Source organism: Ureibacillus sp. FSL K6-2830 (assembly GCF_038004145.1).
Lineage (GTDB): Bacteria > Bacillota > Bacilli > Bacillales_A > Planococcaceae > Ureibacillus > Ureibacillus thermosphaericus.
Genome location: NZ_JBBOQR010000001.1, coordinates 2,819,856 through 2,833,792, shown reverse-complemented (window position 1 = coordinate 2,833,792; position 13,937 = coordinate 2,819,856). Strand labels below are relative to the sequence as shown.

Below are 13,937 nucleotides of genomic sequence, written 5' to 3'. Positions count from 1 at the left end.
TAAGTACAAATTGGTAAGAAATAGGGTGATATTAACCATTTAAAATCTTTAAAATTTTATCCATTACAATTAAGTTATTGACAACAACTACATGCAATTTTTTCCTCGCTCTGCTAATGTTTTGATAAAGCATTTTCGTCGGTTGATAATACGGCTTCTTGAAATTCATTTTGGCTGCTAATTTATGATTCGGTTTATAGTAAAAGGAATCATCAATTACTGCTACAACATGATCGAATTCTTGCCCGATTACGTCAGCGGTTGTTACTGCTAATGGATTGCTTTGATTGTTGGAGCGATCAATAAACCTTGAAGGGGTGAAATCAATCACTTTCCAACCAGCTTGCTGTAAAAAACACAGGTAACTCTTTGTCGCTTGAATGGATGAGAAATATTGAATGCTCACATTGGAATATTGTTGTACAGGCACTTCCGTCGATAGATCAAACAACTTCTTAATAAATGAATGGATTTCTTTATTATAACGAACAACTTCTGTTAACTCATACTTCACAGGTTTCAATGTCGTCTCGATGATTTTTGGTACTTTATTTCTCATTTCAACAGTCGTTAATACTTGATTAGGGTCGTACGAGAATATACATTTCGTTTTTGATTTTTCTAAGAGATGAATGAAGCTCTGTAATTTATGAATATATAAACGCTGTACTTCATCGAAAATAATTAAGTCATATTTTGATAAATCCGTTTCTTTATGTATGACCTTTTGAAACTTACTAATTGGCACAATTGGCCATTTGTATTCTTCAATTAGCTTCAAATGTCCTCCATTTAATCGTCCGCAGTTAAAAATGATGACATTTTTCGATTGTCGAATATACTCTTTCGCAATGTCATAAGTGAGTAAGGATTTTCCTGTACCAGGGCCACCTTCAATCGCAAATATTTTTGATTGATTCGTCGGCTTGGCATGAATGATTTCTCGTTTATATGTACTTTGTTGGGCACTTAAAAAATATTTATCTTCCATAAATGCTTCTGTAGAATTGAATGGGGATACTAAGTAATTCGACGGATCAAACAAATCATCTAAATTTTCTATGACTTGTATTTGTTGTTGTATTAATTTATCAATTAAAAAGTGAAAATCAACTTCTTCAATTTGATGGTTTTCGTTTAACTTATATAATCTATTGATTGATGAAACATAGGTAAAATTGTATACATCCACATCTAGAAATTTTAAATAATGACGGTTTTGTACAAGCTGTTTCGTTATCTTTTCTACATTTCCTTCCCGCTTCAATTCAATATTGATGACACAGTCTTTCCCAATTCTTAATAAATCAAATTCCTTTCCGATTTGCTTAATCATATAGCCGACGTAATAACCATTGTAAATATGTATAACTTTAGATTTCTTTCTCAACTCTTCAACGAAAGCATGTAAATCATAAAATTCACTCGTTCGGATTCTTGGGTTGATTCCGAACTGCTCCAGATATTGTATAAAATTCGTTTCATATAAATCTTCTTTTGCATTCAGCAAAGAAAATAAATTGATCGGCTTCACCATAATATCCCCTTTATGAAAAAGCTACTTTAAAGTGAATTATATAAAATTACTACTTTGAAAGCAAAATATGGTATTGATGATAAAAAGCCCGACTAATAAGTTTGCACATTCTAGTAAGGCTCTAGTATTATATTTCTCTGCGACGGTCATATGAAACGCACCTCTATCTGCGATGAAGCGTAAGCGGCAAACGTAAAGAAAAGCGCCTAAAAATGACTTTTTAGGCGCCTCTTTTATCATTATTTTTGAATAAACATTTGTGTCCAGTAATGGCCATCCTTCACGTAACCAACACCGATGTGAGTGAAGTTTTTGTTTAAGATGTTTGCACGATGGCCAGATGAGTTCATCCAAGCTTTCACCACTTGTTCTGGTGTGCTTTGACCCATCGCAATATTTTCACCCGCAGATTTATATTGGATTCCGTAGTTTTTCATCATGGTAAAAGGTGAACCATACGTTGGACTTGTATGATCAAAATATTTTTTATCGTGCATATCTTGAGATTTATGTTTTGCAACTCTAGCAAGTTCCCAATCAGATTTTAATGCTGGTAGACCTGCTTTTGCACGCTCAACATTCACAAGTCGTACTACTTCTTCTTCGTAAGCCAACCCTTCTTTTTCAGGGATATTAATTTTTTGACCAGGGTATATTAAATTAGGGTTTTTTAACTGTGGATTCGCATTAATTAATTCTTGTACACCTGTTTGTGTTTTTACAGCAATTTTCCAAAGCGAATCTCCTGAAACAACCGTATACGTTCCTGCAGCTAAAGCCGTTGCAGGTACTAATAATCCAATTGATAGTACAAGTGCTCCTGCACCTCTTTTTAATTTTTTGTACATTTCCTTCAATCCTTCCTTCTTGATGTAAATTCATCATAAAAGGAATGATTGATGAATTCATCACAAAATTTTTGGAAGGATTTTTACAGTTTTGTTACGTTGAAATATTAATCTACCAACCCTTTGATAGAATAAGTTTCTTCTTTTTTATCTCGTAAAATTATTGAAATATTTTTGAAATAGGAATAAATTACTAGATATTTTTATATTAGAAACAACCAATCTCTTTATGAATTGGTAATTATTTTATTATAAATAGGAGGCTATTTTATTTCGAGTCTAAATGATACTCCATAAAAGCATCGATCCAGTACGTTTCTATTTGTTTATTTTGCTCATTGATGAATGAGTAATCTTCAACTTCTATTTCATATTGTACAAATCTACTTTTCGTTAAATCTTTTAAATAGTAGTACGTTGTAATATGTGCTGACTTTGGTAAATTTTCTATTAACTCAATCAATTGCCCTTTATTAATTGACAATGTTCCTTCCTCCTAAACTTCACATATTAATCTATCCACACTTTAAAATATATTGTTACTCACTATAAGTTATTCATTAATAATATGAAATTATTTTATTAAAAATAATTATGGATATATATTAGTTAAGTTAATACAGTTTGTGAGATTGCCAGCTTAACTCGTGAAACTGGTGTGGTTAATACACAATCTTGTACATTTAGCATTCACACACGTGCACCTAAAACTCCGCTTGTGAGGAATTTATGACAAACTTTGAGATGCATAACATCGTTGAAAATGCTCATATTAAAAACGAAAGGAGAGTTCTACAATGGATTATCGAATGGATTTAGAAAACAATAGACGCCATTTTGATTTTGTACGCGGCAAACAATCTGTGGGAAGTAATGGAGCAAGTCTCGAAGAATTTGGAATGGAAGAAGAATTTCATATTCCAAAAAAGAAAGAAAATCCATCAATCCGTGAACGACATGATCAATTTTTGGATAACGAATAACAAATGAAACAAACAACCTCCTGCATTCAATAATATGACTATAAATAAAGACAATACGGTATACCTCAAAATAAAAAATTATCATCCAAATCGGATGATAATTTTTTATTTTCAACCACTCAATCATCATTTAATAATCTTACTAATAGCTTTAAATTCATCTCCACGAGCAATTTGTTGCATTTCGAACAATGCCATTTCAACACTCGTTATTTTTGCTCCACATTGTTTCATTTTTTCTAAACCTATTTGTGTATTTAAAGCTGTACGAGAAGAAACGCAATCCGCTAAAACTTCGACTTCATAACCATTTTGGAGCAAGTGAGCTGTCGTTTGGTACACACAAATATGCGTCTCAATACCGGCAATTAACACTTTTTTACGACCTGTTGCTTCAAGTGCAGCGACAAATTCCGGTGTATCATATGCGCTGAACGTAATCTTTTCAATTGGTTTCTCATCTGCTAAATGCTGTGAAATTTCTTCTACAGTTGGCCCTAAACCTTTCGGATACTGCTCAAGCCATAAAATAGGCAAACCTAACACTTTAGCACCTTGTACCATATTGGCGATATTTTGAATCACAAATTCACTGTTGTCCACGATGCGTGCAAGTTTTCCTTGAATATCAATCAATACAAGTACAGTATCTTGTTTCGTCAACAAACTCCTCATCCCCCTTCAATCTTCCTTTTATTTAATTCTACAAAATATTGGTATTTCCTTGTATATAAATTTTCTTTCAATAAGAACTTGATTATAAGATAGGTTATAATACAAGTAGCCTTAAAATAATGCAAAAGAAATGGATGATGTATGTGATTCGTTTAAGCTGGCTTATAAGTATCGCCATTTCCTTTTTCGGTTTTGTACTCGTTAGTCAATTGTATGAGGTGCAACCGAAAGGAGCAACTGGTAATTTAGGATTCATTGGCATCATTTTCTTATTCCCTTTTATTATATTGAGTTTAATTACCACTTTTCGTTATTTCTTAACTGTAACAGGCTCTGCAAAAAGAATTGAAAAATTTATAGGCATTGCCGGTGGAATATTGCTTCTTGGATTATTTGTGAATTTTTCATCTACGCAATCAATAGAAGGAGACTTCTCTGAATTTAACAATTCGAAAAATCTAGTCTTTTTTAATATCTATACATTCGGATTAATCCATACAATTAGTGGTATACTTGGAGCTTTATATGGTGTTATGAAACCAAAACCAATTGAAAATATAGAAGAATCCAATGTAGAATAATATTTTTCATTTTAATGGTTCATTTTTTAACAGTTCAAGCATTTTCTTTTTATACGCTTCCACTCCAGGTTGGTCAAAAGGATTTACTTCCAGTAACTTCGCACTCATGGCACATGCTTTCATAAAGAAATAGATTAAATAGCCTAGATGATAGGCATCAAGCTTTTGCATTTCTAGTTGAATAACTGGCACTCCACCTTCTGCATGGGCGAGGGCTGTGCCTTGTTTTGAGGTTGCATTGATTTCGTTAAAGGAGCGGCCTGCTAAATAATTTAATCCATCTTCATTTCGACTATCATATGGTACGGCATAATCCCCGTCGATTTCATGAAAGTGGAGAAGCGTTTCAAACAAAATGGGGCTTCCTTCTTGAATAAATTGTCCGATTGCATGCAAATCAGTGGAGAACGTAACACATGTAGGAAATAGGCCTTTTCTTTCTTTGCCTTCACTTTCACCAAATAACTGCATCCACCATTCGTGAAACTTCTTTAATGAAGGTTCAAAGGATGCTAGCATTTCCACACTGTAACCTTCGTTATATAAGATATTTCTTATAACTGCGTATTGGTATGCATGATTACGTGTTAAATCTACCGCTTTTAATTCCAAAGCTGCATTTTTTGCACCATCCATGAAAGATCGAATATCTATTCCAGATACAGCGACTGGCAACAGCCCCACTGGCGTTAATACTGAATACCTGCCCCCGATATTTGAAGGGATAGCGAACTGTTTATACCCTTCCTTCTCTGCTATATTTTTCAAAATTCCTCTTTCAGGGTCTGTTGTTACTATAATCCGATTAACTGCATTTTCACCATAGCGTTTTTCCATATACTGCCTTAGCACGCGGAATGCTAAAGCTGTCTCCATCGTGCTTCCAGATTTTGAAATGACGTTGATATAAATTTCTTTATCATCTAAATAATGAATTAATTGCTCTAAATAAGCCCCGCTCATATGATGACCAACGTATATAACCTCAATGCCCTCTTTGAGAACACCAAAATAAGGAGATAATGCTTCTTGAACGGCACGGGCTCCTAAAAATGAACCACCAATACCAATTACAACAAACACATCCGCATTTATGCATATTTCACTTTTCAAATCCTCAATTTCATTAAATAACGCCTTATGGTCCATTAATGGATAATTAATCCAACCAGTCATATCCTTTGAATTTTCTAATTCAAAGTGAATTTGTTTAACTCGATCTTTATATGCTTCCATATCTTGATAATCGAATAAACAATTCAATAATGTTGTTTGAACAGAATGAGTTGTCAATGGAATTGCCTCATTTCTTATTTTTTTACTTTGAGCATTTTGCAAAATTAGATTTTTTGGATAAAAGTATAAAAAATAAAGCACTCGACAAATAGCTACCAGCATGTTATTTTACAAAATATTACAATAATCCTGTTTTTGGGCATACCTACAGAATTTTTCATATTGAATTTTTTTAAGCGGCTTTCTTCCCTTTATTTTCCTTTGCCATCGCTAGCGCTGAAACAAGTAATACAATAGCGTTCAGGTAAATATGGGTCTTTACTTTTTCAATTCCCCATACATGTAGGGAGTTCGCCGTAAGGTAGCTTTTCATTCTTGAATTACAGCGTTCTACACTTGTCCTCTCGTTGTAAAGCTCTTTCCAACGTTTTGTATCACGGTGCGGATTGGAATATCGGCGCACATCCTTTTTGATGTCGACTTTTACCACCATTCCATAGTTGGAAGATGAACAGGCTGCCATTCCTAATGGGCAATCCACTTTGCCGGTTGCGTGAGGACATCTGAACTTGAGCTGGTCCTTATCAGCTCCCCAATAAGTCATTTCATAACCCATGGAACAACGCGGAGTTCCATTGGAAGAAATCCCTTCAGGAGGCTCTTTTTCGTTGCGCAAATTGAGCGGGATAATGGCTTGCGCTCCAATGTTTTTGGCTGATTCATAGTTTTTTAGTTGGTCATATCCGCCATCCATGATCAGAAATTCAATTTTGGATTTGGTACGCTCTGCCACTTGCTCGATTAATTCTGGTGCGACTTCTCCATCGTTCACATGGGCAGGGGTTACTTTTATGGCCATTGGCAGTTCGCTTGCGGTATCGACTGAAAGATGCATCTTATAGCCAAACCAGGTAATTTTATTGCCGAAGGAATCATATTTTGCGCCCCAATTGGCATTACCCGTTTGTTCACTACGCTTTTTGGGCTGTTTCTTTTCATAGGCATCAATGGCGGCACTGTCGATGGCCTGGTGGCTGCCGTCAATTATTCCTTCCTCCTGAGCTAACTGTACCAAGTCAAGGAAGATCTTTTCAGCCAGCTTTTTTTTGGTAAGTGCTGCAAAAACCCGGCTGAGAGTGGAGATAGACGGTGCGGGGCGATCAATCGATAAACCGCATTGATAACGGAAACGAAGGTCTTTATCCAATCGATGATGAAGGGCGGTAAAGGTGTCGATGCCTTCGAGTGGGGCAGCGATGAGAGCCCTTAGAATCCCTTCTCTGGAATGACCGTCAGCCCCTCGGGGTGAAGAACTTCTCAACTGTTTAGCATAAGGGCGTAAATCAAGCGAGCTAAAAAAGATAGGTAATTTCTCTTTTGACTCTAATTTTTGCAGTTCTTCAAAGGAAAATAGGCTTTCTTGTAGAATATACAAAGTGACTTCCTCCTTTTGAATTTTTTGTTGTTTCGTCACTTCAAAAATTCTACATTTTAGGGGTGAAGTCCTTTTTTATGTCTTTGAAATCCTTATGGCTCTTGGGTCAAAAAATATGCAAAATGCTCACTTTAAATATTCTTATAGAATCTTGAAATTTTTTCATCGTGATTTACAAAACTCTATTATCAATTAAACATAATCACTACTTATAATTTATTATTTCATTTAGCATTTCATTAATGGGAACGTGTTTGTATTGATAATTGTTGCGCTTTATCGATAATGAAACGTTTTACTTCTTCTCGCAAATCTTCACGCTGCAACGCAAAATCAATTATCGTTTCAATGAATCCCATTTGATTGCCGACATCATATCGTTTTCCTTCAAAGCGATATGCAAACACACGTTGAATCGTATTCAATTCCTCAATAGCATCCGTTAATTGAATTTCTCCGCCTTTTCCCATTTTCTTTTGTTCTAAGTAGCGGAAAATTTCGGGTGTTAAAATGTAACGTCCTATAATCGCAAAGTTGGAAGGTGCTTCTTCTTTTGTTGGTTTTTCTACAAACATTTTCACTTGCATTAACGGTGAATCGGTGGAAATTGGATCAATCACACCATAACGATGGATTTCGCTATCAGGTACTTCCATAACGCCAATTACACTAGAAAAAGTTTTTTCATATTGATTGATTAATTGTTTTAAACAAGGAACATCACTTTGAACAATGTCATCTCCGAGCAACACAGCAAAAGGTTCATTACCAATAAATTTACGGGCACACCAAATGGCATGTCCAAGGCCTAGAGGTTGTTTTTGGCGGATATAATGAATATCAATATCCGATGATACACGTACTTTTTCTAACAAATCGTACTTCTTTTTTTCAATTAAATTTGCCTCCAGTTCAAAGGCGTGATCAAAATGGTCTTCAATCGCCCGTTTTCCTTTTCCGGTAACGATGATAATATCTTCAATTCCCGAAGCAATCGCTTCTTCAACAATATATTGAATGGTTGGTTTATCTACAATCGGTAACATTTCTTTCGGCATGGCTTTCGTTACAGGTAAAAATCGTGTTCCTAAACCTGCAGCTGGGATGATGGCTTTTCTAATTTTTTTCAAGCAATTTCACTCCTCATCCATTAGTTTACATCAAGAAAATTATACAATATTTTCCCATTCCACTCATACTAAACACAAAGAGCAATGATGAGATAAAAATAGGCTGGAATCTAAATCCAGCCTTACTTTAAATATATAAATTTTAAAACCTTTAACGAATTATAGCACCAGCTTCTTTTAATGCTTTCAATACTTTTTCATGTGCATTTGTTACTTCTTCATCTGTTAATGTTCTTTCAGGATCAAAGTATGTTAATGTGAAGGCTACTGATTTTTTATTGGCATCGATATTTTCTCCTTCATATACATCAAATACTTTTACAGCTTTTAATAATTTCGTACCTGATGTACGAATGATAGATTCAAGTTCTCCAGCAGGTACAGAGCGATCTACTTCAATGGCAATATCTCGTGTAACAAGTGGGAAGCGTGGAACCGGTTCGTATTCTACTCCTTTTGCATCAGTGCGCAACAGAGCAAGTAAATTTAATTCCGCTACATACGTATCTTTTAAATCCCACTCTTTTCGTTCTGATGGATGAAGACCACCAATTACTCCAATACGTTCTCCATCAAGTAATATATTTGCTGTTTGGCCAGGATGTAATCCGTCCATTGCTGCTTTCTCAAAAGTAACTCGTTCAGTTAATCCTAGTTTTTCAAGCAATCCCTCTACAATGCCTTTTGCTGCGAAGAAATCTACATTGCGTTTATCCCCTAACCAAGCATCGTCTACCCATTTGCCAGTTATGACAAAGGCAACATGCTCTTCTTCAAATGGTAAACCTTCCTCCGTCTTCCCGAGGAATACAGACCCAATCTCATACAAACTAGCAGAATCCGCTTGACGCGCCAAGTTATAACTTGCAGCTTGCAATAAGTGAGGGATTAAACTTTGACGTAAAGTTGAACGGTCTTCACTCATCGGCATTAACAATTTCGTTGTTTCTTCTTTTTTCAGTGCAAATTTTTGAGACAATTCAGCAGAAGTTAATGAGTAGGTGATTGCTTGATACAATCCAGCTCCTTCTAAGAAATTGCGCACAATGCGGCGCTTTTCTTGATACGGAGTTAAGCCACCAATATGCATTTTACCTTCTGGCAATGTCATTGGAATTTCATCGTAACCGTAAAGTCTTGCGATTTCTTCAATGATGTCTTCCTCTATTTTAATGTCTTGTCGACGAGTTGGCACATTAATGATTAATAAACCTCGTGCTGCTTCCACCTCAAATTTTAAGCGTTGTAAGATGGAAATCATATCTTCAAGGGAGATTTTCATTCCTAATTTTGCATTAATTTCATCTGGTGAAATTACAATTCGCGCTGGTGTTTTATCGAGCTCATCAACTAATACGGTACCTTCTAATACTTCTCCACCAGCTAATTCACTAAGAAGTTGTGCAGCTCGTTCTTGAGCTTCTAAAACTCGATTTGGATCGACACCTTTTTCAAAACGAACTGATGAGTCGGAACGCAATCCTAAATCTTTTGAAGTTTGACGAATGGAATGACCAACAAAATAAGCTGATTCAAGTATAACCGTTGTTGTGTTTTCTGTTACTTCCGAATTGGCACCACCCATTACCCCTGCGACAGCAACAGGTTCTTTTCCATTTGTAATGACTAAATGATGACTCTGTAACGTGCGCTCTTGATCGTCTAAAGTAACAATTTTTTCGCCTTCATTCGCTAATCGAACAACGATTTCACCTGTGCCTAGTGAATCGTAATCAAAGGCATGAAGCGGTTGACCATATTCTAACAATACATAGTTCGTAATATCGACTACGTTATTGTGTGGACGAATGCCCGCCGCCATTAAATAATGCTGTAACCATAATGGCGATTCTGCCACTTTTACATTTTTAATGACTTTTGCAGCGTATAATGGATTTTCTTTAGTAGCTTCTACTTTAACTTTAATGTAATCTTCCGCTTTTTCGTTTGAAGTTTCATATTGAATTTCTGGTAATTTGACATCTTGCGATAAAATTGCTCCCACTTCATAGGCTACACCTAACATTGAAAGTGCATCGGAACGGTTAGGAGTTAAATCAAGCTCCAATACAGAATCTCGTAAACCGATTAATTCTAAAGCATCGCTGCCAGGAACTGCATCTTCCGGTAATACGTATATTCCTTCCGAATATGCTTTTGGTACAACGCGCCCTTCAATTCCAAGTTCTTGCAATGAACAAATCATTCCATTCGATTCTTGACCGCGCATTTTCGCTTTTTTAATTTTGATTCCACCCGGAAGTTTTGCACCAGGTAATGCAACGATTACTTTTTGGCCGGCTTCCACATTCGGTGCACCACAAATAATTTGTCTTACATCCGTACCTACATCTACTTGGCAAACGCTTAATTTATCTGCATCTGGATGCTTCTCCTTTGATACGACATGACCAACAACGATATTCGTCATTCCTTGAGATCGATCGATGACGGAATCGACTTCAATTCCAGCACGAGTAATTTTTTCTGCTAAATCTTCAGGTGACAGCCCTTGTGTATCTACATATTCTTGCAACCAATTTAATGAAACTAACATATTAATACCCCCTTACCCTTCTGTACGTCGGAATTGTGATAAGAATCGAAGGTCATCGATATAGAAGTTTCGAATATCTTCCACACCATATTTCAACATCGCAATACGTTCTACACCGATACCAAAGGCAAAACCAGAGAATTTCTTCGGATCATATCCACCCATTTTCAGTACGTTAGGATGCACCATGCCGGCACCTAGTATTTCAATCCATCCTGTATGTTTACATACGTTACAGCCATTTCCTCCACAGCGGAAACAAGAAATATCCATTTCAACAGATGGTTCTGTGAACGGGAAGAAACTTGGGCGCAGACGAATTTCTCGATCTTCACCAAACATTTTTTTCGCGAGTCTATCTAACGTACCTTTTAGGTCGCTCATACGAATGTTTTCTCCTACCACAAGCCCTTCAATTTGCATAAATTGGTGTGAGTGAGTAGCATCGTCTGTGTCACGACGATACACTTTTCCCGGGCAAATAATACGGAACGGTTTGCCTTTTTTCGCAAGCATTGTTCTAGCTTGCACCGGCGATGTATGCGTACGTAATAACGTTTCTTCCGTAATGTAGAAAGTATCTTGCATGTCCCGAGCAGGATGCCCTTTTGGCAAATTCAATGCTTCAAAGTTATAGTAATCCATTTCCACTTCTGGACCTTCTGCAATTTCATATCCCATGGAGATGAATAAATCTTCCAATTCTTCAACAACACGCGTTAAAGGATGTCTGTTGCCAAGGCGCACTTTACGTCCAGGAAGTGTTACATCGACGGATTCCTTTTCTAGTTGTTCTTGAATTTGTTGTTCTTCTAATACTTTGACACGTTGCTCCAACACTTCAGTTACTTTTTCACGAACTGTATTAGCTAGAGCCCCCATTTTAGGACGCTCTTCAGGAGAAAGTTTCCCCATTCCTTTTAATACTTCCGTAATGGACCCTTTTTTCCCTAAATATTGAACACGAACATCATTCAGTTCTTTTAAGTTCGTGCATGCAGCAATTTTCTCAATGGCTTCTTGCTCAATTTGTTTTAGTTGCTGTTCCATCATGTAACCTCCTTAAATGAAAAATATTTTTCGTTTGAATAATTACCAGTTTTTGTTATAAAATTAACAATTTTTGTTACACACTCACATGTTACAAATCAAATAAAAAACCTCGCCCCAAATCAAGGGACGAGGAACATTCGCGGTACCACCCTAGTTATTGCAAAATGCAATCACTTCATTGACATAACGGCATTCGCCGGCAATCCTTTACAGAACTTTACTCTGGTCCTGGATGCTGCTCGCGGGGTGAACTTCAATATTCGCTGCATACATAAGCTTCCAGTCATGGCTTATGCTCCCTGAAATGCAGTGTTTGAATATTTACTCTTCCCGCTCCAACGCATTTCCACTTTATTCACATATGATTGGAAAAATCTTAGACTATTCTACGATAAATTGGATTATGTTTCAAGTATCTACCTTAGTACAATTATTCAATCCCACTACCGTCGCATAAATGATGTCTGAATTTTCAGTTTTATTTTTTTTCTGGACTTTAGAGAAAAAACGAAAACACCTAAGCGAGGGTAGTAAACATCCATTTTTTTACTATAACCTATGACTTGTGCAACAACGACTGGCAAACCTTTATGGGACGCCGTTTCCTTCGATTTTTCGTAACCAAATGTGAGCGGATTTCCACAAAGAAGCCTTCAAATAGCGACTAATTTGTAAGTAACTGCGTTCGCTATTCGTGTTCAGCTGAGCTAAAACATTCAGACAGTACACTATCATGGCTACGTACACTTGATGATGTACAGCTTGTTCACTGTGACCAAAAAACTTTTTAATGTTCAGATGTTGTTTCATCCATTTGAAAAAAAGTTCGATTGCCCAACGTGATTGGTAGATTTCTGCAATTTCATCTGCGTCAATGTCAAACCGATTTGTCAGTAAATGAAGCTCATTTCCTTTTGTATCATGCAATTTGAGTAAGCGAAACACGTTTTCAGAACGATTTTGTGGTGTTCCAATGACAACCATTTCATCAGAGAATACGGGTGAATCTTCTGGTAACGAAAAGGATTCTAACACTCGGACAACAGCGTTTTTACGCAAACGGGTCACAAAGAAATAGCCATCTTCCGTCATTTGATCAAAGCGCCCATAATCCAAGTAACCACGATCAAACACGTACATGCATTCTTTGTCATCCACGAATACTTCTAGTTGACCACGATCATGTTCGTTGGCATTCGTGAGTACGGCTTTATCTGGATAGGAGAGTCCTTTTTCCATAAAAACAAGTCGTAAGTGAAGCTTTACTCCTGATTTTGTTTTTCGAAACTCTGCCCACTGATGATTGGTCAAATTAAGCGGTAATGTACTCGAATCAATGATTTTCAAAGGCGTTGTCACTTTTCTTCTTGTTTGGAAATTGGTTTTCCGATGAATTTGTGCCACTAAATCGAGAAAAATCGTTTGAAAGAACTCAGTTGGGATGGTATTGATTCGTCTCCCTAACTGTGAAAAACTAATCGATTCCAATCCCGTTGCTCGTTGTAATTCTTCTAAAAAGACAGCGTCACTCAACGCCCGTAAACTCTCGGTTTCATGGAGTTGGGCATACAAAAGCAGTTTCATAAATGAAGCCATATAAAGCTTCTTGGTATAGTGATTTAATTGATGTGTTTTCACTAGGTCGTCAAATAATGGACGATTAATCGGTGAAAACCATTGTTCAAATGATGTTTTTCGTGTAAACTTATCCATGCTTTTGTCCTTTGTATTGGATTTGGATGGTTTACTACCACCCAACCATTATAAAGGATTTTTTTGTGTTTGGATTATATTTCAGAAAATTCGGTTTATTTGAAGGTGTTAAATTATTTTAATGCGACGCTAGTGATTATTTTTATATGTTATATTGGTATAGTCGTTAACAATTTTATAGGAAGGTTG

General features: G+C 36.3%; 12 protein-coding genes and 1 other annotated feature. Of the genes, 2 read left to right on the top strand and 10 right to left on the bottom strand.

Translation table 11 applies throughout. The features are described 5' to 3' along the window. Positions 1–31: 31 nt before the first annotated feature. The 3 genes from NSU17_RS14030 to NSU17_RS14020 form a co-directional block, all read right to left on the bottom strand. Positions 32–1,537 (bottom strand): ATP-binding protein, encoded by a 1,506-nt coding sequence (locus tag NSU17_RS14030; protein ID WP_340705308.1) that lies wholly within the window; start codon positions 1,535–1,537, stop codon positions 32–34. 239 nt (positions 1,538–1,776) lie between these two features. Then, positions 1,777–2,385 (bottom strand): SafA/ExsA family spore coat assembly protein, encoded by a 609-nt coding sequence (gene safA, locus NSU17_RS14025; RefSeq protein WP_096551448.1) that lies wholly within the window; start codon positions 2,383–2,385, stop codon positions 1,777–1,779. Positions 2,386–2,653: 268 nt separating this feature from the next. Further along, positions 2,654–2,869, bottom strand: coding sequence for a hypothetical protein (locus NSU17_RS14020; protein WP_016837181.1), 216 nt, complete (start codon positions 2,867–2,869; stop codon positions 2,654–2,656). 313 nt (positions 2,870–3,182) lie between these two features. Here NSU17_RS14020 and NSU17_RS14015 point away from each other — a divergent pair, with 313 nt between their 5' ends. Further along, positions 3,183–3,368: a hypothetical protein gene (locus tag NSU17_RS14015; protein ID WP_340705307.1), complete on the top strand. Its 186-nt coding sequence runs from the start codon at positions 3,183–3,185 to the stop codon at positions 3,366–3,368. 126 nt (positions 3,369–3,494) lie between these two features. Here the strand turns inward: NSU17_RS14015 and NSU17_RS14010 are convergent, their stop codons facing one another. Then, a complete protein-coding gene (locus NSU17_RS14010) occupies positions 3,495–4,043 on the bottom strand; it encodes a hydrolase (protein WP_238536174.1) in 549 nt (182 codons plus the stop codon). A gap of 119 nt (positions 4,044–4,162) precedes the next feature. Here NSU17_RS14010 and NSU17_RS14005 point away from each other — a divergent pair, with 119 nt between their 5' ends. Next, positions 4,163–4,624 (top strand): hypothetical protein, encoded by a 462-nt coding sequence (locus NSU17_RS14005; RefSeq protein ID WP_340705306.1) that lies wholly within the window; start codon positions 4,163–4,165, stop codon positions 4,622–4,624. A 6-nt stretch (positions 4,625–4,630) separates the two neighbouring features. Here NSU17_RS14005 and NSU17_RS14000 read toward each other — a convergent pair whose 3' ends face one another. The 6 genes from NSU17_RS14000 to NSU17_RS13975 form a co-directional block, all read right to left on the bottom strand. Continuing rightward, positions 4,631–5,917 (bottom strand): glucose-6-phosphate isomerase, encoded by a 1,287-nt coding sequence (locus NSU17_RS14000; protein ID WP_340705305.1) that lies wholly within the window; start codon positions 5,915–5,917, stop codon positions 4,631–4,633. A 175-nt stretch (positions 5,918–6,092) separates the two neighbouring features. Further along, positions 6,093–7,295: a transposase gene (locus NSU17_RS13995; protein WP_063210481.1), complete on the bottom strand. Its 1,203-nt coding sequence runs from the start codon at positions 7,293–7,295 to the stop codon at positions 6,093–6,095. Positions 7,296–7,534: 239 nt separating this feature from the next. Next, positions 7,535–8,425 (bottom strand): UTP--glucose-1-phosphate uridylyltransferase GalU, encoded by an 891-nt coding sequence (galU, locus tag NSU17_RS13990; RefSeq protein WP_340705304.1) that lies wholly within the window; start codon positions 8,423–8,425, stop codon positions 7,535–7,537. A gap of 151 nt (positions 8,426–8,576) precedes the next feature. Further along, positions 8,577–10,982, bottom strand: a complete 2,406-nt coding sequence (gene pheT, locus NSU17_RS13985) for a phenylalanine--tRNA ligase subunit beta (RefSeq protein ID WP_340705303.1) — start codon at positions 10,980–10,982, stop codon at positions 8,577–8,579. Positions 10,983–10,994: 12 nt separating this feature from the next. Beyond that, positions 10,995–12,032: a phenylalanine--tRNA ligase subunit alpha gene (gene pheS, locus NSU17_RS13980; RefSeq protein ID WP_340435486.1), complete on the bottom strand. Its 1,038-nt coding sequence runs from the start codon at positions 12,030–12,032 to the stop codon at positions 10,995–10,997. Between the two features lie 122 nt (positions 12,033–12,154). Continuing rightward, positions 12,155–12,383, bottom strand: a binding site (T-box leader). Between the two features lie 240 nt (positions 12,384–12,623). Next, entirely contained in the window at positions 12,624–13,748 is a 1,125-nt protein-coding gene (locus tag NSU17_RS13975; RefSeq protein ID WP_340705302.1) for an IS4 family transposase, read from the bottom strand. Positions 13,749–13,937 lie beyond the last annotated feature (189 nt).

What these genes read in the sequence shown, in the direction of transcription:
- NSU17_RS14030 (WP_340705308.1), bottom strand. Translation starts at nt 1,537, where the DNA reads ATGGTGAAGCCGATCAATTTATTTTCTTTGCTGAATGCAAAAGAAGAT.
- safA (WP_096551448.1), bottom strand. Translation starts at nt 2,385, where the DNA reads ATGTACAAAAAATTAAAAAGAGGTGCAGGAGCACTTGTACTATCAATT.
- NSU17_RS14015 (WP_340705307.1), top strand. Translation starts at nt 3,183, where the DNA reads ATGGATTATCGAATGGATTTAGAAAACAATAGACGCCATTTTGATTTT.
- NSU17_RS14010 (WP_238536174.1), bottom strand. Translation starts at nt 4,043, where the DNA reads ATGAGGAGTTTGTTGACGAAACAAGATACTGTACTTGTATTGATTGAT.
- NSU17_RS14005 (WP_340705306.1), top strand. Translation starts at nt 4,163, where the DNA reads ATGCAAAAGAAATGGATGATGTATGTGATTCGTTTAAGCTGGCTTATA.
- pheT (WP_340705303.1), bottom strand. Translation starts at nt 10,982, where the DNA reads ATGTTAGTTTCATTAAATTGGTTGCAAGAATATGTAGATACACAAGGG.
- pheS (WP_340435486.1), bottom strand. Translation starts at nt 12,032, where the DNA reads ATGGAACAGCAACTAAAACAAATTGAGCAAGAAGCCATTGAGAAAATT.
- NSU17_RS13975 (WP_340705302.1), bottom strand. Translation starts at nt 13,748, where the DNA reads ATGGATAAGTTTACACGAAAAACATCATTTGAACAATGGTTTTCACCG.